The sequence below is a fragment of the Streptomyces sp. NPDC058326 genome, from assembly GCF_042879855.1.
GTDB lineage: Bacteria > Actinomycetota > Actinomycetes > Streptomycetales > Streptomycetaceae > Streptomyces.
Genome location: NZ_JBHVZO010000005.1, coordinates 518,739 through 539,574 on the forward strand (window position 1 = coordinate 518,739; position 20,836 = coordinate 539,574).

14 protein-coding genes are annotated in these 20,836 nt (G+C 71.6%); 3 read left to right on the forward strand and 11 right to left on the reverse strand.

The window, feature by feature from the left end:
* Positions 1-93: 93 nt before the first annotated feature.
* The gene (locus tag ACFVYX_RS13715; protein WP_389681520.1) at positions 94-912 is read right to left on the reverse strand and encodes an AraC family transcriptional regulator; all 819 of its coding nucleotides are present in this window, start codon (positions 910-912) and stop codon (positions 94-96) included.
* 96 nt (positions 913-1,008) lie between these two features.
* Between ACFVYX_RS13715 and ACFVYX_RS13720 the strand changes: the two genes are divergently transcribed.
* From ACFVYX_RS13720 to ACFVYX_RS13730, 3 genes are all read left to right on the forward strand, one after another.
* On the forward strand, positions 1,009-5,658 hold the full coding sequence (locus ACFVYX_RS13720) for a DEAD/DEAH box helicase (protein ID WP_389681521.1): 4,650 nt from the start codon (positions 1,009-1,011) through the stop codon (positions 5,656-5,658).
* A 72-nt stretch (positions 5,659-5,730) separates the two neighbouring features.
* On the forward strand, positions 5,731-6,540 hold the full coding sequence (locus ACFVYX_RS13725) for a DNA-formamidopyrimidine glycosylase family protein (RefSeq protein ID WP_389681522.1): 810 nt from the start codon (positions 5,731-5,733) through the stop codon (positions 6,538-6,540).
* A gap of 36 nt (positions 6,541-6,576) precedes the next feature.
* The gene (locus tag ACFVYX_RS13730) at positions 6,577-7,344 is read left to right on the forward strand and encodes an SDR family NAD(P)-dependent oxidoreductase (RefSeq protein WP_389681523.1); all 768 of its coding nucleotides are present in this window, start codon (positions 6,577-6,579) and stop codon (positions 7,342-7,344) included.
* Here the strand turns inward: ACFVYX_RS13730 and ACFVYX_RS13735 are convergent.
* The 10 genes from ACFVYX_RS13735 to ACFVYX_RS13780 all read right to left on the reverse strand — a co-directional run.
* Positions 7,292-7,561 carry a hypothetical protein gene (locus ACFVYX_RS13735; RefSeq protein WP_389681524.1) on the reverse strand — a complete coding sequence of 90 codons (270 nt, stop codon included), beginning with the start codon at positions 7,559-7,561 and terminating at the stop codon, positions 7,292-7,294. The genes ACFVYX_RS13730 and ACFVYX_RS13735 overlap by 53 nt on opposite strands.
* Positions 7,562-7,706: 145 nt before the next feature.
* Complete coding sequence (locus ACFVYX_RS13740) at positions 7,707-8,177, reverse strand: Dps family protein (RefSeq protein ID WP_389681525.1); 471 nt, start codon at positions 8,175-8,177, stop codon at positions 7,707-7,709.
* Positions 8,178-8,337: 160 nt separating this feature from the next.
* A complete protein-coding gene (locus ACFVYX_RS13745) occupies positions 8,338-8,724 on the reverse strand; it encodes a helix-turn-helix domain-containing protein (RefSeq protein WP_030694284.1) in 387 nt (128 codons plus the stop codon).
* 109 nt (positions 8,725-8,833) lie between these two features.
* On the reverse strand, positions 8,834-9,355 hold the full coding sequence (locus tag ACFVYX_RS13750; RefSeq protein WP_389681526.1) for a CinA family protein: 522 nt from the start codon (positions 9,353-9,355) through the stop codon (positions 8,834-8,836).
* On the reverse strand, positions 9,352-10,026 hold the full coding sequence (gene pgsA / locus ACFVYX_RS13755) for a CDP-diacylglycerol--glycerol-3-phosphate 3-phosphatidyltransferase (protein ID WP_389681527.1): 675 nt from the start codon (positions 10,024-10,026) through the stop codon (positions 9,352-9,354). The genes ACFVYX_RS13750 and pgsA overlap by 4 nt, the downstream gene beginning before the upstream one ends.
* Positions 10,023-11,516 (reverse strand): 30S ribosomal protein S12 methylthiotransferase RimO, encoded by a 1,494-nt coding sequence (gene rimO / locus ACFVYX_RS13760; RefSeq protein WP_389681528.1) that lies wholly within the window; start codon positions 11,514-11,516, stop codon positions 10,023-10,025. Before rimO ends, pgsA begins: the two co-directional genes overlap by 4 nt.
* 90 nt (positions 11,517-11,606) lie before the next feature.
* The gene (locus ACFVYX_RS13765; protein ID WP_389681529.1) at positions 11,607-12,434 is read right to left on the reverse strand and encodes a helix-turn-helix domain-containing protein; all 828 of its coding nucleotides are present in this window, start codon (positions 12,432-12,434) and stop codon (positions 11,607-11,609) included.
* A gap of 255 nt (positions 12,435-12,689) precedes the next feature.
* Entirely contained in the window at positions 12,690-15,509 is a 2,820-nt protein-coding gene (locus ACFVYX_RS13770; protein ID WP_389681530.1) for a DNA translocase FtsK, read from the reverse strand.
* A 129-nt stretch (positions 15,510-15,638) separates the two neighbouring features.
* Positions 15,639-16,310: a two-component system response regulator gene (locus tag ACFVYX_RS13775; RefSeq protein WP_030694290.1), complete on the reverse strand. Its 672-nt coding sequence runs from the start codon at positions 16,308-16,310 to the stop codon at positions 15,639-15,641.
* A 295-nt stretch (positions 16,311-16,605) separates the two neighbouring features.
* A partial coding sequence (locus tag ACFVYX_RS13780; RefSeq protein ID WP_389681531.1) for a HAMP domain-containing protein occupies positions 16,606-20,836 on the reverse strand: 4,231 nt, incomplete at its 5' end.

The window sequence follows — 20,836 nt, forward strand, 5'->3', positions numbered from 1 at the left end:
GGTGCTTTTAGTGTCTTGCCCCGCCGTCCCCCCGGGGGTGTGTTTCCTACCCGGCGGGGCTCGCGGCGTCCGCCCCGATCGACAAGACACCCCCTAGCGTCGCCCGCGCTGGTACGCCCCCGGCGGCACCCCGACACTGCGGGTGAAATGCCGGTTGAGATGGGACTGGTCGGTGAAGCCGACGACGGCGGCCGCCTCCGCCGGGGGCGTGCCGGCGTCGAGGAGCCTTCTGGCCCGCCGTACGCGCGCGTCGGTGAGCCAGGTGTGCGGGGGCATCCCGTACGCGTCCCTGAAAGCCCGGAGGAGGGCGAAGGGGCTGGTGCCGAGGTCGCCGGCGAGCCGCTCCAGGGTCGGCGGGTCGACCAAGCGGTCCTCCAGGACGGCACGCGCGCGTGCCGCGTTCCGGGCGCCCGCCGAGCGCGGCGGCAGCGGGGCGACGATCCCGCCGTGACTGCGCAGCATGCGGGCCGTGACCAGCCGGAGCAGACTGTCGGCCGCGAGCGCGTTGCCCTCCTCGGCGGCCCGGTGGACGCCGACGACGAGCCTGGCGGCGTACGGGTCGTCGACGACGGGCGCGGTGAAGCCGACCGAGCCGCGCAGGGCGAGGGTGTCGGCGGCGATGGAGCGGACGATCTCCGCGTCCGGGTAGATCGTCCGGTACGTCCAGCCCTCGGGCACGCCCGCGTGGCCGGTGTGCGGGGTGTCGGGGTTGACCAGGGCGATCTGTCCGGGGCCCGCGTGGACGAGCTCGTCGCGGTAGTGGAAGGCCTCGACGCCCTCGGTGATCGCGGCGAAGACGAAGGTCTCGTGGGTGTGGCGGGCGAAGGCCTTGCGGACGTAGTGGGCGTGCAGCAGGTCGACCCCGGGCAGCTCGGCGTACTGCCAGTACCGTGCCCGCTCCCCGCTCGTCATGCCTCCATTCTGCGACAGGGCCCCACAGCCGCCGTGGAGCGTCCGAATATCCCCAGGTCCCTGCCGTTGTCAGTGGCCGGGTGCACGATGGGGGGCATGGTCAGGTCAGCGCTCGACTCGTTCTCCCCCGCGACCCGTGGTTGGTTCACCGGGGCCTTCACCGCGCCCACGGCGGCGCAGGAGGGCGCCTGGCAGGCCATCGGCGCGGGCTCGGACGTCCTCGTCGTCGCCCCGACCGGCTCGGGCAAGACACTGGCCGCCTTCCTCGCCTCCCTGGACCGGCTGGCCTCCTCGCCACCGCCGGCCGAGCCCAAGAAGCGCTGCCGCGTGCTGTACGTGTCGCCGCTGAAGGCGCTCGCCGTGGACGTCGAGCGGAACCTGCGCTCGCCGCTGACCGGTATCCGGCAGGAGTCGGTGCGGCTCGGACTGCCCGAGCCGGACGTGCGGGTCGGCATCCGGTCCGGCGACACCCCGGCCGCAGAGCGCCGGTCGCTCGCGACCCGGCCGCCGGACATCCTGATCACCACGCCCGAGTCGCTGTTCCTGATGCTGACCTCCGCCGCCCGCGAGGCCCTCGCGGGCATCGAGACGGTCATCCTGGACGAGGTCCACGCGGTCGCGAGCACGAAGCGGGGCGCCCACCTGGCCCTGTCCCTGGAGCGGCTCGACGAGCTGCTGCCCCGCCCCGCGCGCAGGATCGGCCTTTCCGCCACGGTCCGCCCGGTGGACGAGGTGGCCCGCTATCTGTCGCCGGGGCGTGCCGTGGAGATCGTCCAGCCGCCGTCGGGGAAGGAGTTCGACCTCTCCGTCGTCGTCCCCGTCGAGGACATGGGCGAGCTGGGCGGCTCACCCGCCTCCGAGGGCAAGGACGGCGGCGACAAACCGTCGATCTGGCCGCACGTCGAGGAGCGGATCGCCGATCTCGTCCAGGCCCACCGCTCCACGATCGTCTTCGCCAACTCCCGGCGTCTCGCCGAGCGCCTCTGCAACCGGCTCAACGAGATCGCGTACGAGCGGGCGACCGGCGAGCCCCTCCCCGACACGGCCTCCCCGGCCGAGATCATGGCCCAGTCGGGGTCGGCGCAGGGTGCCCCGGCGCTGCTCGCCCGCGCCCACCACGGCTCGGTGTCGAAGGAGCAGCGCGCCCAGGTGGAGGAGGATCTGAAGGCGGGCCGGCTGCCCGCCGTGGTCGCCACCTCCAGTCTGGAGCTGGGCATCGACATGGGCGCGGTGGACCTCGTCGTGCAGGTCGAGTCGCCGCCGTCGGTGGCCTCCGGGCTCCAGCGCGTGGGCCGCGCCGGCCACCAGGTGGGCGCGGTGTCGACGGGCGTGGTCTTCCCCAAGTACCGGGGGGATCTGGTGCAGGCGGCGGTGGTCACCGAGCGGATGCGTTCGGGCGCGATCGAGTCGATGCGGATCCCCGCCAATCCGCTGGACGTCCTCGCGCAGCAGCTGGTCGCCACCGTCGCGCTCGACACCTGGCAGGTGGACGACCTCCTCGCCCTGGTGCGCCGGGCGGCGCCCTTCGCCTCGCTGCCCGAGTCGGCGTTCACGGGCGTGCTCGACATGCTCGCCGGCCGCTACCCGTCGGACGCCTTCGCGGAACTGCGCCCGCGCGTGGTCTGGGACCGGGTCGCCGGCACCGTCACGGGGCGGCCGGGTGCGCAGCGGCTCGCCGTCACCTCGGGCGGCACGATCCCCGACCGGGGCCTGTTCGGGGTGTTCCTCGCCGGCTCGGACCCCAAGAAGGGCGGGGGCAGGGTCGGAGAGCTCGACGAGGAGATGGTCTACGAGTCGCGGGTCGGCGACGTGTTCACGCTGGGCACCACCTCCTGGCGGATCGAGGACATCACCCGGGACCGGGTGCTCGTCTCCCCCGCCCCCGGCGTGCCGGGCAGGCTGCCGTTCTGGAAGGGCGACCAGCTGGGCAGGCCGCTCGAACTGGGGCGCGCGGTGGGCGCGTTCCTCCGTGAGGTCGGCGCCCTCGCGGACGACGACGCGCGGCTGCGGCTGCTCGCCGCGGGCCTGGACGCCTGGGCCGCGGACAACGTCCTGGCGTACCTCAAGGAGCAGCGCGAGGCCTGCGGTCACGTGCCGGACGACCGGACGATCCTGGTCGAGCGTTTCCGTGACGAGCTCGGGGACTGGCGGGTCGTCATCCACTCCCCGTTCGGTGCGCAGGTGCACGCCCCGTGGGCGCTGGCCCTCGGCGCGCGGCTCGCCGAGCGGTACGGCATGGACGCGCAGGTGATGCACGCCGACGACGGCATCGTGCTGCGCCTCCCGGACGCCGACCTGATGGGCCTGGACATGGGCCTCGACCTCCTCGACCACGAACCGGTCGACCCCGGCCGGCACCTCGACACCACGTACGACGCCGACAAGGCGCCCGTCGGCGCCGCCGACGCCCTGTTCGACAAGGGCGAGATCGGGCAGATCGTCACCGACCAGGTGGGCGGCTCCGCCCTGTTCGCCTCCCGCTTCCGCGAGTGCGCCGCGCGCGCCCTGCTGCTGCCCAAGCGGAACCCCGGCAAGCGCACCCCGCTGTGGCAGCAGCGGCAGCGCGCGTCCCAGCTCCTGCAGGTGGCGAGCGAGTTCGGCTCGTTCCCGATCGTCCTGGAAGCCGTCCGCGAGTGCCTCCAGGACGTCTTCGACCTCCCGGGCCTGACGGAGCTGATGGGAGACATCGAGTCCCGCCGGATCCGCCTGGTCGAGGTCACCACCACCGAACCGTCCCCCTTCGCCCGCTCCCTGCTCTTCGGTTACGTGGCGCAGTTCCTGTACGAGGGCGACTCCCCGCTCGCCGAGCGGCGGGCGGCCGCGCTCTCCCTGGACTCCCGGCTGCTCGCCGAGCTCCTCGGCCAGGCGGAGCTGCGTGAACTGCTGGACGCCGACGTCCTCGCCGAGCTGGAGCGGGAGCTCCAGTGGCTGACGGAGGACCGGCGGATCAAGGACGTGGAGGGGGTCGCCGACCTGCTGCGGGTCCTGGGTCCGCTCACCGACGCCGAGCTGGTCGAGCGCGGCGCGGAGGCCGGCTGGGCGGCCGAGCTCGGGAGCGCGCGCCGTGCGATCCGGGTGCGGATCGGCGGCCGGGAGCACTGGGCGGCGATCGAGGACGCGGGCCGGCTCAGGGACGCCCTGGGCACCGCCCTGCCGGTCGGCGTGCCCGAGGCCTTCACGGAGCCCGTCAAGGACCCCCTGGGCGACCTCCTCGCGCGGTACGCGCGCACGCACGGCCCCTTCACCTCCTCCCAGGCCGCCGCCCGCCTCGGTCTGGGCGCGGCCGTCACCGACGGGGCGCTCCAGCGGCTGGCCGCCTCCGGCCGGGTCGTCCAGGGCGAGTTCCATCCCTCCGGCATCGGCCAGGAGTGGTGCGACGCCACGGTCCTGCGCCGACTGCGCCGCCGTTCCCTCGCCGCTCTGCGCCAGGAGCTGGAGCCGGTGCCCCCGGCGGCGCTCGCCACCTTCCTTCCGCAGTGGCAGCACCTGGGCGGCAGCAGCCTGCGCGGCATCGACGGCCTCGCCCGCGCGATCGAGCAGCTCCAGGGCGCGCCCGTCCCCGCGTCGGCCCTGGAGAAACTGATCCTGCCGTCGCGGGTCCGGGACTACGCCCCGGGGATCCTCGACGAGCTGACGACCACCGGTGAGGTGGTCTGGGCGGGCGCGGGCTCGCTGCCCGGCAAGGACGGCTGGGTCTCGCTGTACCTCGCGGACGCGGCGCCGCTGCTCCTTCCGCCGCCGCATCCGCTGGAGCTGTCGGCGCTGCACGAGTCGGTGCTCACGGCCCTCTCCGGGGGCTACGGCCTGTTCTTCCGCCAGATCGCCGACCAGATCCGGGCCACCACGTACCCGGACGCGACGGACCCGCAGCTCGCCGACGCCGTCTGGGAGCTCGCCTGGTCGGGCAGGCTGACCAACGACACCCTGGCGCCGCTGCGCTCGCTCCTCGGCTCGGGCCGTACGGCGGGATCCACCGCCCACCGGGCGCGGCGCACGGTCCCGCGCGGCCGGTACGGCACGCTGACGGGGGCCGCCCGCCCCGTCTCCCGTACGGGCCCGCCCACGGTCTCCGGCCGCTGGTCGCTGCTGCCCCCGCTCGAACCGGAGCCGACGCACCGGGCACACGCGCTGGCCCGTACCCTCCTCGACCGGCACGGGGTGGTCACCCGGGGCGCGGTGGCCGCCGAGGGAGTGGAGGGCGGTTTCTCGGCCACGTACCGAATCCTGGCCGCCTTCGAGGACAGCGGCCAGGCACGCCGCGGCTATGTCGTGGAGGGCCTGGGCGCGGCCCAGTTCGCGATGGACGGCGCGGTGGACCGGCTGCGGGCCGCCGCGACCGCCCGCGACCGGGGCGTGGAGGCGGCGACCGGCCCGCGCGCGCTGGTCCTGGCGGCGGCCGATCCGGCGAACGCGTACGGGGCGGCCCTGTCCTGGCCCGAGCCGCCGACCGGTGCCGGACACAAACCGGGGCGCAAGGCGGGCGCGCTGGTGGTCCTCGTCGACGGCGAGCTCACGCTCTACATGGAGCGCGGCGGCAAGACGCTCCTGTCCTGGCCGTCGGACCCGGACGACCCGGCCCTGAAGGCGGCGGCCGAAGCGCTGGCGGCGTCGGCCCGCGCGGGCACCCTGGGCACGGTCACGGTGGAGCGCGTCAACGGCACGACTGCCCTGACGTCCCCCTTGTCCCGCCCCCTGGAATCAGCGGGCTTCCTGGCCACCCCAAGAGGCCTCCGTCTCCGCGCCTGACCCCCACGGCGACAACCGCCCGGCCCGGCCCCCCACCCGGCAACAAGCCCCCTCACCCCCCACACTGGATCCGTGCCCGAAGGAGACACCATCTGGCAGGCCGCCCATCTCCTGCACTCCGCACTCGCCGGGCGGGTACTCACCCGCGCGGATCTCCGCGTGCCCCGCTTCGCCACCGCCGACCTCACCGGCCGCACGCTCCTCGACGTCACCCCCCGCGGCAAGCACCTGCTCGCCCGGATCGAGGGCGGTCTCACCCTCCACTCGCATCTGCGGATGGACGGCGCCTGGCGGGTGTACGCCACCGGTGAGCGCCCGCGCGGCGGCCCCGACCATCAGATCCGGGCGATCCTCGGCAACGAGGAGTCCACCGCGTACGGCTACCGGCTCCCGGTCCTCGAACTGATCCGCACCGACGACGAGCCCGGCGTGGTGGGCCACCTCGGCCCTGATCTGCTCGGCCCCGACTGGGACCCGGAGGAGGCCGTACGCCGGCTCACCGCCGACCCCGCGAGGACGCTCGGCGAGGCCCTGCTCGACCAGCGGAACCTGGCCGGCATCGGCAACGTGTACAAGTCGGAGCTCGCCTTCCTCGCCGGCGTCACCCCCTGGCTGCCCGTCGGTGACCTCGCCCCCGGAGTCCCCGCCCGCCTGGTGGCGACCGCGCACCGCCTCCTGGAGGCGAACAAGGACCGCCCCGGCCGGCGTACGACCACAGCGCGTCACCCCGGCACGCCGCTGCACGTCTACGGCCGTGAGGGCCGCCCCTGTCTGCGCTGCGGCGCCCCGATCCGCAAGGCGGAGCTCGGTGACCGGGTCACGTACTGGTGCGCCGGGTGCCAACGGGGCCCTGACAACGAACGGGAAGCACTCCCCCACTAATTGACGGCCCGTCAGTTCCACCCGTACGGTCCGGACATGACGACCCTCTCGGCGTACGACCTCACGGGCCGCACCGCGTTCGTCACCGGCGCCGGCAGCGGCATCGGCCGCGCGACGGCCGTTCTCCTCGCCCAGGCCGGCGCCACGACGCACTGCGCGGACCGGGACGGGCAGGGCGTCGAGGAGACCGCGGCCCTCATCACCCACGAGGACGGCACCGCACACTCGCACGTCCTCGACGTCACGGACCGGACCGCCCTCGCCACCGCCGTCCGCGCGGCGGGCCCTCTCCACGTCATGGCCGCGATCGCCGGGATCATGCACACGAGTCCGGTCCTGGAGACCCGTGACGAGGACCTCGACCGGGTCCTCGCCGTCAACTTCAAAGGCGTCCTGTACGCCTGCCAGGAGGCGGCCCGCTCGATGATCGCCGCCGGCATCCCGGGCTCGATCGTGACGATGGCCTCGGGGGCGATGGACACCGCGAGCCCCGGCCTGCTCTGCTACAGCGTCACCAAGGCGGCCGTCGTCCAGCTGACGAAGACCCTGGCGACGGAGGCGGGCCGGTACGGCATCCGGGTGAACGCGGTCGCCCCGGGCTGGATCCGCACCCCCATGACGGACCGCCACGAGCCGGCCGCCCAGCAGCAGGCGGAGGCGGCGATGATCCGTCACTCACCCCTGGGACGGGTGGGGGAGGCCGAGGACATCGCGCATGCCGTCCTCCATCTCGCCTCGGGCGCCTCCGCGTTCACGACGGGCCAGATCCTGCGCCCCAACGGCGGTGTCGCGATGCCCTGGTGACGCGCCGGACCACCAGTCCCGGCCGCCCCGACGAGGCGGCCACATGCACCGGCAGCAGGCTCAGGCCCCAGCCTCCGGCGGCGACCGCCCCCTCGACCGGACCGGCCTCTCCCGGCACCAGCACCAGGCGCAGCACCGCCCACCACCAGAGTCCCCCGGCCGCCAGCCCGATCGCGATGAGCGCGAGCGTCACCGGCGGTATCCGTCGCCGTACCATGGCCGCCTCCTGCGGTCGACGCTAGACCGGCAGGATCACCCTGCGGGAGAGCGCACCGGGGGCAGACCCGGCGCACACCGTACGTATCGCTCCGCCAGGGACGGCCACCCCCGCCCACACCGGCAGGGCCCTCACACCCACGCCCTCAGACGCTCTCCGCGGTGAACATCCAGGCATGCTTCTCGAGTTCGCCGGTCACGGCGATCAGGATGTCCTGGCTGACGGGGTCCGGGTCGGCGGTCGCGCTGATGCGTTCCCGCATCCGGGTGATGACGGCCCCGAGCGCGGCGACGAGGATCTGCACCGCCTTCTCGTCCTTGATCCAGCCTTCGGGCACTGTTCCGATCGCGCTGGACGAGGCCACGGTCGCCGAGCGTCCGTCCGGGTTGACGCCGAGAGCGGAAGCGCGCTCGGCCACGGTGTCGGAGTGCGCCCGGGCAGTGTCCACCACCTCGTCCAACTGGAGGTGGACGGAGCGGAAGCGCGGCCCGACGACGTTCCAGTGGACCTGCTTGGCGACCAGGGCGAGGTCGACCAGGTCGACCAGCGCCCCCTGGAGCGCGTTGCCGACCGTCTTGAGATCGGACTCGGACAGCGGGCTCTTCACGACAGACATGCGGAATCTCCATCCTCGGTCGAACGGTTCCCCCACCATGGCACGCCTGACCGGAACCCGGCATCTCAAACAAATCCACCTCATATACGGGCAGAAATGAGAAAAGCCCGGATCAGCACCCCGTCAAGGGGCACCGACCGGGGCTTCTTCCCGATTCGGTTCAGGCAGCGACGACGTCGACAGCTTCCGCGGGTGCCTTGATGGTCACCCGCTCGGTGGGCACACCGGCCACCGACGTCACCGAAACAGAATTGAGCATGGGGCGACGTACCGGTGTGGGCACCGGTTCGCTCGCCGCCGCCGACTCGGCCAGTTCGGCCAGGGACAGTTCGTCGCTCACTTCACGCATGAGCTCGGACATCCGTACGTCCAGCGCGTCGCAGATCGCGGAGAGCAGCTCGGAGGATGCCTCCTTCTGCCCCCGCTCCACCTCGGAGAGATAGCCGAGCGAGACTCGGGCGGACGAGGAGACTTCGCGCAGAGTACGGCCCTGGCGCTGGCGCTGCCGACGCAGCACGTCACCCAGCAGGCGACGGAGCAGAATCATCGGTGGCTCCCTCCTCGGACCGCGTAGCCGCATCCTTCACGCCCCACCGTACCGCCTTGCGCTGCGGCCGTGCGGGGAGCGATGTCGTGTTCACTCAGGGCTGCAAACATCAATTCCCCCCGTTGTGTTCCGTATCCTGTGCCCGCGCATTTCCCGAGAGTTCCTCATGGAGCAGTTCCAGCACGCTCCGTACGCTCTCTCTACGGATGTCCGCCCGGTTGCCGTTCAACCGCAACGAGGCCACTTTCCCGGCGCGGGCACCGGTCGCGACCGGTCCCGCGACGGCCACGTAGACGGTTCCGACGGCCTGCCCGTCCTGCGGGTCGGGCCCCGCGACGCCGGTCGTCGAGACCCCCCAGTCGGCGCCGAGCCGGTCCCGTACACCGGCCGCCATCTGCAGCGCGACCTCGGGATCCACTGCCCCTCGCTCCGCGAGCAGGGCCCCGTCGACCCCGAGCAGCTCCTGCTTGAGAGGCGTCGCGTAGGCCGTGACGGCCCCGCGGAAGGAGGCCGAGGCCCCGGGCACCCCGGTCAGCTCGGCGGCCACGAGACCACCCGTGAGCGACTCCGCGGCGGCCAGCGTCTGACCACGCTCCGCGAGCAGCGCCAGCACCCGGGCGGCCACGCTCATCGCGTCGCCGTCTCCGACCGCGCGGCCGCCCGCTCCTCCGCGAGCCCCTGGCGTCGCAGCACGACCGCCTGACGGACGTAGTCCAGACCGGTGACGACCGTCAGCACGACGGCCACCGCCATCACCCAGAAGCGCAGGGTGGCCAGCGGCCCGGTGAGCATCAGCACGTACATGCCCACCGCCGTGCCCTGGGCGAGGGTCTTGATCTTCCCGCCCCGGCTGGCCGGGATGACCCCGTGCCGGATCACCCAGAACCGCATCAGGGTGATCCCCAGTTCCCGGGCGAGGATGACCCCGGTGACCCACCAGGGCAGGTCCCCGAGAACGGACAGGGAGATCAGGCCGGCCGCCATGATCGCCTTGTCGGCGATCGGGTCGGCGATCTTCCCGAAGTCCGTGACCAGGTTGTACGTACGGGCGAGGTGCCCGTCGAAGACGTCCGTGATCATGGCGACGGCGAACGCCGCCCACGCCCAGGCCCGCCACGCGGGGTCATGACCGCCGTCCTGGAGGAGCAGCAGCACGAAGCCCGGCACGAGCACGAGCCGGATCATGGTCAGGATGTTGGCGATGTTCCACAGGCTGGCCTGGTTGACGGCCGCCGCGCCCAGCTTGCCGCGGGGCGCCGGCCTGCCGGTCCCGCCCGTCGCGGATGCCGGGACTCCGGTCATCTGCCCGCCTCCTCGAAAAGACACTCGGCCACCAGGTCGACGCCTTCCGTGCCGACGACCTTCGCCCTGACCATACGGCCCGGGGCCAGGTCGGGGCTCTCGCCGTCGGCCGTGGTGAGGACCACCTGTCCGTCGGTCTCGGGGGCCTGGTGGGCGGCGCGGCCGATCACACCGTCCTCGTCGTCGACGGACTCGACCAGTACCTCAAGGGTCTCTCCGATCCGCTCCTCCGCGCGCTGCGCGGTGAGCTCCTCGGCGAGCCGGGAGAGGTGGGCGAGCCGCTTGTCGATGACGTCCTGGTCGAGCTTGTGCTCGTACGTGGCGGCCTCGGTGCCGTCCTCGTCGGAGTAGCCGAAGACGCCGATGGCGTCGAGCCGCGCGTGGGTGATGAAGCGTTCCAGCTCGGCGAAGTCCGCCTCGGTCTCGCCGGGGAAGCCGACGATGAAGTTGGAGCGGGCACCGGCCGTCGGGGCCTTGGAGCGGATGGTCTCCAGGAGCTCCAGGAAGCGGTCGGTGTCGCCGAAGCGGCGCATGGCCCGCAGCACGTCGGGGGCGCTGTGCTGGAAGGACAGGTCGAAGTACGGCACGACCTTCTCGGTCGACGTGAGGACGTCGATCAGGCCGGGGCGCATCTCGGCGGGCTGGAGGTAGCTGACGCGGACGCGCTCGATGCCGTCCACGGAGGCCAGCTCGGGCAGCAGGCTCTCCAGGAGCCGGATGTCGCCGAGGTCCTTGCCGTAGGAGGTGTTGTTCTCGGAGACCAGCATGACCTCCTTGACCCCCTGCTCGGCGAGCCAGCGCGTCTCGTTGAGGACGTCCGAGGGACGGCGCGAGACGAAGGAGCCGCGGAAGGAGGGGATGGCGCAGAAGGAGCAGCGGCGGTCACAGCCGGAGGCCAGCTTCACGGAGGCCACGGGGCTGGTGTCCAGGCGGCGGCGGAGCGGGGCGCGCGGCCCGGAGGCGGGCGCGAGGCCGTCGGGAAGGTCGGCCGGCGCGTCGACGGGGGCCTCGGCGGCGGCGCCGTGCCCCGGCAGGGCCACGGCCGCGGCGGCCTCCTGGCGCTCCACGGGCGACAGCGGCAGCAGCTTGCGCCGGTCACGCGGAGTGTGGGCCTCGACACTGCCCCCGTTGAGGATGGTCTGGAGGCGGTTGGAGATGTCGGAGTAGTCGTCGAAGCCGAGGACGCCGTCGGCCTCCGGGAGGGCTTCGGCGAGCTCCTTGCCGTACCGCTCGGCCATACAGCCGACGGCGACCACGGCCTGAGTCTTGCCGTGGTCCTTCAGATCATTGGCTTCGAGCAGGGCGTCGACGGAGTCCTTCTTGGCGGCCTCGACGAATCCACAGGTGTTGACGACGGCTACGTCCGCGTCCTCGGCGTTCTCGACGAGCTCCCAGCCGTCCGCTGCCAAGCGGCCTGCGAGCTCCTCCGAGTCCACCTCGTTACGGGCGCAGCCAAGAGTGACAAGGGCGACGGTACGGCGTTCGGGCATGGGCTCAAGGGTACTTCGTCCCGGCCGTTCCCCCGTCGCGCAGGGTTCACCTGCGCGACAGAGGTCACATCGGGGGCCGGCTCACGGGGCTCAGCCGGCCTCGGGGTCGCCCTTGGTGTACGTGAGCCGCTCCACCTGGCCGGATTCGAACTTGTCCTGGAGCTTCTTGCCGTTCACGTGGAGCTCGATCGCGCCGGCGTTGCCGAGGACCAGATCGATGCGCTCGTCGTCCTGGAAGGTCTTGGACTCGCCCTCGAGGAGGAGTCCGTCGAAGAGCAGCTTGCCGTCGTGGCCCTTGGCCGAGATCCAGCTCTTGCCGTCGATCGCGGAGAGCTTCACCGTCACCTTGTCCTGCGGGACGGCGGCGATGGCGCTCTCGGTGGGCTTCGGGGGGACGGGCTTGACGGGCTTCGGCTTGGCGGCGGAGGTGCCCTTCTCCGGTGCGGGCGCCGGGCCGCCGTCGGCGGTGGTGGTGCCCTTCGGCGCCTCGTTGCCGTTGAACATCGTGAAGCCGACGAAACCGACGACGGCGACGATGGCCGCGACCATCGCGGCGGTCCAGTTGGGCCGGCGCGGCTCGGGGCGGATGCGTTCCGCCTCGAACAGCGGGGCGGCGGGGGTGGGCGCGGGACGGCCACCGTGCTCGGCGTCGTACTGCTCGATCAGCGGAGCCGGATCGAGGCCGACGGCGCGCGCGAGGGTACGGATGTGCCCGCGGGCGTAGACGTCGCCGCCGCAGCGCGAGAAGTCGTCCTCCTCGATCGCGTGCACGATCGGGATCCGGACACGGGTGGAGGCACTGACCTCTTCGACGGTGAGACCGGCGGCGATGCGGGTCTGCTGGAGAGCGCGACCGATCGAGTCCCGGTCGTCTGCCGGGAAGATCCGGTCGTCTTCGGGGGAGTTGCCGATGGACACGAGAGCGCCTTTCGAGCGTGTAGCCACCTGCTGGACGTTCAGTCTATGGGTGGTACGAAAGGGTGGGGCAACCGGGCGGGTGCTGTTTGTACGCCATGAGGCTGGGACATCCTTCTGTCCCTCCCTCCAACTTGACGTACGGCCAGGGGAAACGGTTGCCCATCGTTCCCTTACGAGTGAGTCTCGGCCCGGTCTCGATCGGGTACCCCGCTCCCCCGCTGCCACTCCGTCCGGACCGGCCGGAACGGCACGGAGCTACTCACCCGAGAGCGACTCCCCGCGGATGACGGCGAGCACCCCGTCCAGCTCGTCGGCCTTCACGAGCACGTCCCGCGCCTTCGAACCCTCGCTGGGCCCGACGATGTTCCGGGACTCCATCAGGTCCATCAGCCGGCCGGCCTTCGCGAAGCCGACGCGCAGCTTCCGCTGGAGCATCGACGTGGAGCCGAACTGGGTGGAGACGACCAGTTCGGCGGCCTGGCAGAGCAGATCGAGGTCGTCGCCGATGTCCTCGTCGATCTCCTTCTTCTGCCGGGTGCCGACGGTGACGTCCTCCCGGAAGACCGGGGTCATCTGGTCCTTGCAGTGCTGCACGACGGCCGCGACCTCGTGCTCGGTGACGAAGGCGCCCTGCATGCGGACGGGCTTGTTGGCGCCCATCGGCAGGAACAGACCGTCACCCTTTCCGATGAGCTTCTCCGCGCCGGGCTGGTCGAGGATGACCCGGCTGTCGGCGAGCGAGGAGGTCGCGAAGGCGAGCCGGGACGGCACGTTCGCCTTGATGAGACCGGTGACGACGTCCACGGACGGCCGCTGGGTGGCGAGCACCAGGTGGATGCCGGCGGCGCGCGCGAGCTGTGTGATGCGCACGATCGAGTCCTCGACGTCCCTGGGCGCCACCATCATCAGGTCGGCGAGCTCGTCGACGATGACGAGCAGGTACGGGTACGTCTTGAGCTCCCGCTCACTGCCCTCGGGCAGCTTGATCTTGCCGTCCCGGATCGCCTGGTTGAAGTCGTCGATGTGCCGGTAGCCGAAGGCCGCCAGGTCGTCGTAGCGGAGGTCCATCTCCTTGACCACCCACTGGAGGGCCTCGGCGGCTCGCTTGGGGTTGGTGATGATCGGCGTGATCAGGTGCGGGATGCCCTCGTACGCGGTGAGCTCGACCCGCTTGGGGTCGACCAGGACCATCCGGACGTCCTCGGGGGTCGCTCTTATCATGATCGAGGTGATCAGGCAGTTGATGCACGAGGACTTGCCGGAGCCGGTGGCTCCGGCCACCAGGACGTGCGGCATCTTCGCCAGGTTGGCCATCTCGTAGCCGCCCTCGACGTTCTTGCCGAGCGCCACCAGCATCGGGTGGTCGTCCTCGGCGGCAGCGGCGAGCCGCAGCACGTCGCCGAGGTTCACCATTTCCCGGTCGGAGTTCGGGATCTCGATGCCGACCGCGGACTTCCCGGGGATCGGCGAGATGATCCGTACGTCCGGGGAGGCCACGGCGTACGCGATGTTCTTGGTCAGGGCCGTGATCTTCTCGACCTTCACGGCGGGGCCGAGCTCGACCTCGTACCGCGTGACCGTCGGCCCGCGCGTGAAACCGGTGACGGCCGCGTCGACCTTGAACTCGGTGAAGACGTTGGTGAGCGCGTCCACCACGGCGTCGTTGGCGGCGCTGCGCGTCTTGCCCGGGCCGCCCCGCTCAAGGAGGTCGAGCGACGGCAGGGAGTAGGTGATGTCGCCGGACAGCTGGAGCTGCTCGGCCCGCGGCGGCAGATCGGTCGGCTCGGGCGCGGGCCTGGTCAGATCCGGTACGCCTCCGCCGGGCCGCTGGCCCCCTCCACGGGCCGGCGGCACGGGAGCGGCCACGGCCCCGGTTTCCGCACCCTCGGCGGCGGCCTCCGCGGCGGCGGCCACGGCGGCCTTGCGCTCCGCGGTGACGTCCTTGGTCAGGTCGGCGACGATCGGGGACGGCGGCATGCCATTGAGCACCGCGCCGTCGAGCGCGGCGGCGGCCGCCGCCGCGACGTCCACCGGGTCGAGCCCGGAGTCGAAGGCGGACCGATCGGCGGGGCGGCGCGCCGCGCGGCCGCGCCGCTCCAGCATCTCCGCCTCGGCGCGGTCCACGTCGTACGGCTCCGCCGGGCCGGAGCCCCGCCGCCGGGCGGGCCGGGGCGCCGGCCGGGCGTCCCGCCACTCCTCGTCGTACCTGTCGTGGTCCTCGTCGTGCGCCTCGGCCGGGTCGTACGCGGGCTCGACGATGCCGAGCCTGGCTCCGAGGGCGCGCAGCCGCTGCGGGATCGCGTTGACCGGGGTGGCGGTGACGACGAGCAGCCCGAAGAGGGTGAGCAGCACCAGCATCGGTACGGCGAGGACCTCGCCCATCATGAAGACGAGCGGCTGGGACGCGGCCCAGCCGATCAGACCGCCGGCGTCCTGCATGGCCTCGCTGCCGTCGCCGCGCCCCGGCGAACCGCAGGCGATGTGGACCTGGCCGAGGACGCCGATGACGAGCGCGGAGAGACCGATGCTGATCCGGCCGTTGGCCTCGGGCCTCTCCGGATAGAGGATCAGGCGGACGCCGATCGCTCCGATGAGCAGCGGTACGAGCAGATCGAGCCGGCCGAACGACCCGGTCACCAGCATCTCGACGAGGTCGCCGACGGGTCCGCGGAGGTTGGACCAGGTGCCCGCGGCAACGATCAGCGCGAGGGCGAGAAGGAGCAGCGCGAGCCCGTCCTTGCGATGGGCCGGGTCGAGGCCCTTGGCGCCACGCCCTATCCCCCGGAACATCGCGCCCACCGCGTGCGCGAGGCCCAGCCAGGCGCCGCGCGCGAGCCGGTAGACACCGCCGGTGGGAGAGGGCGCGGGCCGGGGCGCCGGCTTCTTCGCCGCCGTCTTCCGCGCGGGCGCGCGCTTGGCGGGCGCGGCCTTCTTGGCCGGTGCCTTCTTCGCGGGCGGCTTGGCGGGGGACTTCGCGGGCGCCGCTTTCTTCGCGGCGCCCGTCGTACGGCCGGCGCGCGGCTTTGCGGTGCCCGCCGTGGACGGGGAACCCTTGCCGGACGTACGTGAAGCCATGATGCCGAGGTTACCGGTGTGGGGACCGGCTGTCCGCCTCACCCGTTCGTGTCGTCCTCGCGGTGGCGCGGGGCTGACGCCGCCTCACACCGGCCCGCGCCGGGGGCCCGACGTCCCGGTGACGGTACGTCAGCCCTGGGCCGGCAGCGTCGGCGCGGCGCCGGTTCCCGGCTCCAGCGCGTCCAGGGCCCGGCGAAGCCCGGTGAGCTTGCGCTCGAGATGCGCGGCGGTGGCGACGGCCGCCGCGTCGGCGGAATCGTCGTCGAGCTGCTTCGACAGCGCCTCCGCCTGCTCCTCGACGGCCGCGAGCCGGGCCGAGAGCTCGGCGAGAAGACCGGCGGACTCCTTGCCGTGGCCGCCCTCGCCGCCCTCCAACTGCAGCCGCAGCAGAGCTGCCTGCTCACGCAGCTTGCAGTTCTTCATGTACAGCTCGACGAAGACCGAGACCTTGGCGCGCAGCACCCACGGGTCGAAGGGCTTCGAGATGTAGTCGACCGCGCCGGCCGCGTACCCCCGGAAGGTGTGGTGGGGGCCGTGGTTGATGGCGGTGAGGAAGATGATCGGGATGTCCCGGGTCCGCTCCCGCCGCTTGATGTGCGCGGCGGTCTCGAAACCGTCCATCCCCGGCATCTGGACGTCGAGCAGGATGACCGCGAAGTCGTCCGTCAACAGCGCCTTGAGCGCTTCCTCCCCGGACGATGCCCGCACCAGCGTCTGATCGAGCGCGGAGAGAATGGCCTCCAGCGCCAGCAGATTCTCCGGCCGGTCATCGACCAGGAGGATCTTGGCCTTCTGCACCATGCCCCGTCCTCCTCGTCCCGGCAACGGCTCTGCCCGGTTCCCGGAACCGGGAGAAGCACCGGGCGCCGCCCCAGAAGACGACTCCCTAACGCCGTCCGTCCTTGTGCCGGTCATCGTAGCCGCACCCCGCCCGTCGCCACACCCTGTCACCGCGATGTCACTGTGCACATACCTGAAACGCGGTGGGAGACCAGAAGGTTCCCCGTATCCCGCCCTCTCACACCCGTGTGGCGACAGTCCGTCAGCGAAGACGCGGGGGCTCGCGCGGCGCTCCGCGCGAGCCCCCGGCCCGGAGTCACGCCCCCCGCATCCACTGCTCCATCACCGACAACAGGTGATCGGGATCGACCGGCTTGGTCACGTAGTCCGATGCTCCCGACTCGATCGCCTTCTCCCGGTCGCCCTTCATCGCCTTCGCCGTCAGCGCGATGATCGGCAGACCCGCGAACTGGGGCATGCGGCGGATCGCGTTCGTCGTCGCGTATCCGTCCATCTCGGGCATCATGATGTCCATCAGGACGATCGTCACATCGTCGTGCTGCTCCAGGACCTCGATGCCCTCCCGCCCGTTCTCCGCGTAGAGCACCGCGAGCCCGTGCTGCTCCAGGACGCTGGTGAGCGCGAAGACGTTACGGATGTCGTCGTCGACGATGAGCACCTTCTCGCCGGAGAAGCTGAAGGTCCGGCGCGGCTCGGCGTCGAGCTCCGGCTCCACCCGGCCCGCCCCGGCCTCCGTGCCGGACTGCCCCGGCACCGCCGTCCGCATCCCGGTCGCCTCCGCCGCCGCCTTCCGCCGGTGCCGGAACAGCGCCCCGGCTCCGGACCGCGCCTCTGTCCGTACGGGCGGCGGCGGGAAGTGCGGGAACGCGTGAACGGCCCCGGCCGTGCCCTCCTCGGCGCCCTGCTGCGGATCGTCCGTGTCCTGCGCCCCCTGCCCGAACCCCGACGGCAGCTCCGTCGGGCTCAGCGGCAGATACAGCGTGAACGTCGACCCACGGCCCGGCTCGCTCGCGGCGAAGATCTCGCCGCCGAGCAGCCGCGCGATCTCCCGGCTGATCGAGAGTCCCAGCCCCGTACCGCCGTACTTCCGGCTGGTCGTGCCGTCGGCCTGCTTGAACGCCTCGAAGATGACCCGCATCTTGCTCGCCGCGATCCCGATGCCGGTGTCCGTGACCGAGAACGCGATGAGGTCTGCCTCCGGGTCACGCAGCGAACCGGCCTCCAGGAGCTGCTCGCGGATCGACTGCGGAACATCCGTGCCGGCCGGCCGGATCACCAGCTCCACCGCGCCCGAGTCGGTGAACTTCACCGCGTTGGAGAGCAGGTTGCGAAGGACCTGGAGCAGCCGCTGCTCGTCGGTGTGGAGCGTGGCCGGCAGTTCGGGCGAGACCCGCACCGAGAAGTCGAGCCCCTTCTCCGCCGTCAGCGGCCGGAAGGTCGCCTCCACGTAGTCGACGAGCTGGACGAGCGCGATCCGGGTCGGAGAGACGTCCATCTTGCCCGCCTCGACCTTGGACAGGTCGAGGATGTCGTTGATCAGCTGGAGCAGGTCGGAGCCGGCTCCGTGGATGGTCTCGGCGAACTCGACCTGCTTCGGCGTCAGATTCGTCTCGGCGTTGTCCGCGAGCAACTTGGCCAGGATGAGCAGCGAGTTGAGCGGGGTGCGCAGCTCGTGCGACATGTTGGCGAGGAACTCGGACTTGTAGCGCATGGAGACAGCGAGCTGCTCGGCCCGCTCCTCCAGTACCTGCCGTGCCTCCTCGATCTCGGTGTTCTTCACCTCGATGTCGCGGTTCTGCCGGGCGAGCAGCTCGGCCTTCTCCTCCAGCTCCAGGTTGGAGCCCTGGAGCTCCTTCTGCCGGTGCTCCAGCTCGGCCGAGCGCTCCTTGAGCTGCTCGGTGAGCTCCTGCGACTGCTGGAGCAGCACCTCGGTCTTGGTGTTGACGCTGATGGTGTTGACCGTGGTGGCGATCAGCTCGGCGATCTGGTTGAGGAAGTCCCGCTGAATCTGCGTGAACGGCTGGAACGAGGCCAGCTCGATCACCCCGAGGACCTTGCCCTCGAAGAGGACGGGCAGCACGATCACATGCGCGGGCGAGGCCTCCCCGAGCCCCGAGGAGATCTTCAGATAGCCCGGCGGCACATTGACCTGGATGGTCCGCTTCTCCTCCGCGGCCGTCCCGATGAGCGTCTCCCCGGGCCGGAACGAGGTCGGCATGGAACCGGTGGAGTATCCGTAACTCCCGCGCATCCGCAGCTCGTACGAGCCGTCGCCCTCACCGACGAGTTCGGCGTCGCCGTGGCCCGAGCCCGTCGGCATGGCGACGAAGAAGGCCCCGTGCTGGGCCGAGACCACCGGCGTCAGCTCACTCATGATGAGCGAGGCGACGTCGTCGAGGTCCCGGCGGCCCTGCATGAGGCCGGAGATGCGGGCCAGGTTGCTCTTGAGCCAGTCCTGCTCGTCGTTGGCGAGGGTGGTGTCCCGCAGGTTGGAGATCATCGTGTTGATGTTGTCCTGGAGCGCCTGGATCTCGCCGGCCGCGTCCACACCGTCGATCTTGACGTTGAGGTCGCCGCGGGTCACCGCGGTGGCCACGGCCGCGATGGCCCGCACCTGACGGGTGAGGTTCCCGGCCATCTCGTTCACGGACTCGGTGAGATCGCTCCAGGTGCCCTCCACGTCCCGGACGCGGGCCTGGCCGCCGAGCTGCCCGTCGGTGCCCACCTCGCGGGCCACGCGGGTGACCTCCTCGGCGAAATTCGACAGCTGGTCGACCATCGTGTTGATGGTGTTCTTCAGCTCCTGGATCTCACCGCGCGCGTCGATGTCGATCTTCTTGGTGAGATCGCCCTTGGCGATGGCGGTGGTGACGGCGGCGATCTGCCGCACCTGACCGGTGAGGTTGTCGGCCATCGAGTTCACCGACTCGGTCAGGTCCTTCCAGGTGCCGGAGACCCCCGGCACCCGCGCCTGACCGCCCAGTTCGCCCTCGGTGCCCACCTCACGGGCCACGCGCGTGACCTCGTCCGCGAACGACGACAGGGTCGTCACCATGGTGTTGACGGTCTCGGCCAGCTCGGCGACCTCGCCGCGCGCCTCGACCGTCACCTTCTTCGTCAGGTCGCCGTTGGCGACGGCCGCCGAGACCCGCGAGATGTTCCGCACCTGACTGGTCAGGTTGTTGGCCATCAGGTTGACGTTGTCGCTGAGGTCCTTCCAGGTGCCGGTGACTCCACGCACCCGCGCCTGGCCGCCGAGGATGCCCTCGGTGCCCACCTCACGGGCCACCCGGGTCACCTCGTCCGCGAAGTTCGACAGCTGGTCGACCATCGTGTTGACCGTCGTCACCAGCTCCAGGATCTCGCCCCGGGCGTCGACCGTGATCTTCTTCGACAGGTCGCCCTTGGCGACGGCCGTCGTGACCTCGGCGATGTTCCGCACCTGGATGGTGAGGTTGTTCGCCATGAAGTTCACCGACTGGGTGAGGTCCTTCCAGGTGCCCGAGACGCCCTGCACCTCGGCCTGACCGCCCAGGATGCCCTCGGTACCCACCTCACGGGCCACCCGGGTCACCTGCTCGGCGAAGTTCGACAGCTGGTCCACCATCGTGTTGAGGGTGTTCTTCAGCTCCAGGATCTCGCCGCGCGCGTCCACGTCGATCTTCTGCGACAGATCACCCCGGGCCACGGCCGTGGCGACCTGCGCGATGTTACGGACCTGGGTGGTCAGGTTCCCGGCCATGCCGTTCACCGAGTCCGTCAGGTCGCGCCACACACCGGCCACACCGGGCACCTGTGCCTGGCCGCCGAGCCGCCCGTCGGTGCCCACCTCACGGGCCACCCGGGTCACCTGGTCCGCGAAGGCCGAGAGCTGGTCGACCATCGTGTTGATGGTGTTCTTCAGCTCCAGGATCTCGCCCCGCGCGTCCACATCGATCTTCTGCGACAGATCACCCCGGGCCACGGCCGTCGTCACCTGTGCGATCTGCCGCACCTGCGAGGTCAGGTTGCCGGCCATGAAGTTCACCGAGTCGGTGAGCTCACGCCAGCGCCCGGAGACGCCGTCCACCCGCGCCTGACCGCCCAGCCGGCCCTCGGTGCCCACGTCCCGCGCCATCCGGGTCACCTGGTCCGCGAACGACGAGAGCTGCGACACCATCGTGTTGACGGTGTTCTTCAGCTCCAGCATCTCGCCGGCCACGTCCACCGTGACCTTCTGCGACAGATCGCCGTTGGCCACCGCCGTCGTCACCTGCGCGATGTCCCGCACCTGACCGGTCAGGTTGCGGAAGGCCGTGTTCACCGAGTCCGTGAGGTCCTTCCACGTCCCGGCCGCGCCCGGCACCTCGGCCTGGCCGCCGAGCAGACCCTCGACGCCGACCTCCCGGGCCACCCGGGTCACCTCGGAACCGAAGGCCGACAGCTGGTCGACCATCGTGTTGACGGTGTTCTTCAGCTCCAGCATCTCGCCGGCCACGTCCACCGTGACCTTCTGCGACAGATCGCCGTTGGCCACCGCCGTCGTC

Coding starts and splice junctions, on each gene's coding strand:
- ACFVYX_RS13740 (WP_389681525.1), bottom strand. CDS start 8,177: ATGTCTGTCGTGAAGAGCCCGCTGTCCGAGTCCGATCTCAAGACGGTC.
- ACFVYX_RS13750 (WP_389681526.1), bottom strand. CDS start 9,355: ATGAGCGTGGCCGCCCGGGTGCTGGCGCTGCTCGCGGAGCGTGGTCAG.
- ACFVYX_RS13720 (WP_389681521.1), top strand. CDS start 1,009: ATGGTCAGGTCAGCGCTCGACTCGTTCTCCCCCGCGACCCGTGGTTGG.
- ACFVYX_RS13745 (WP_030694284.1), bottom strand. CDS start 8,724: ATGATTCTGCTCCGTCGCCTGCTGGGTGACGTGCTGCGTCGGCAGCGC.
- ACFVYX_RS13735 (WP_389681524.1), bottom strand. CDS start 7,561: ATGGTACGGCGACGGATACCGCCGGTGACGCTCGCGCTCATCGCGATC.
- rimO (WP_389681528.1), bottom strand. CDS start 11,516: ATGCCCGAACGCCGTACCGTCGCCCTTGTCACTCTTGGCTGCGCCCGT.
- ACFVYX_RS13770 (WP_389681530.1), bottom strand. CDS start 15,509: ATGGCTTCACGTACGTCCGGCAAGGGTTCCCCGTCCACGGCGGGCACC.
- ACFVYX_RS13730 (WP_389681523.1), top strand. CDS start 6,577: ATGACGACCCTCTCGGCGTACGACCTCACGGGCCGCACCGCGTTCGTC.
- pgsA (WP_389681527.1), bottom strand. CDS start 10,026: ATGACCGGAGTCCCGGCATCCGCGACGGGCGGGACCGGCAGGCCGGCG.
- ACFVYX_RS13715 (WP_389681520.1), bottom strand. CDS start 912: ATGACGAGCGGGGAGCGGGCACGGTACTGGCAGTACGCCGAGCTGCCC.
- ACFVYX_RS13775 (WP_030694290.1), bottom strand. CDS start 16,310: ATGGTGCAGAAGGCCAAGATCCTCCTGGTCGATGACCGGCCGGAGAAT.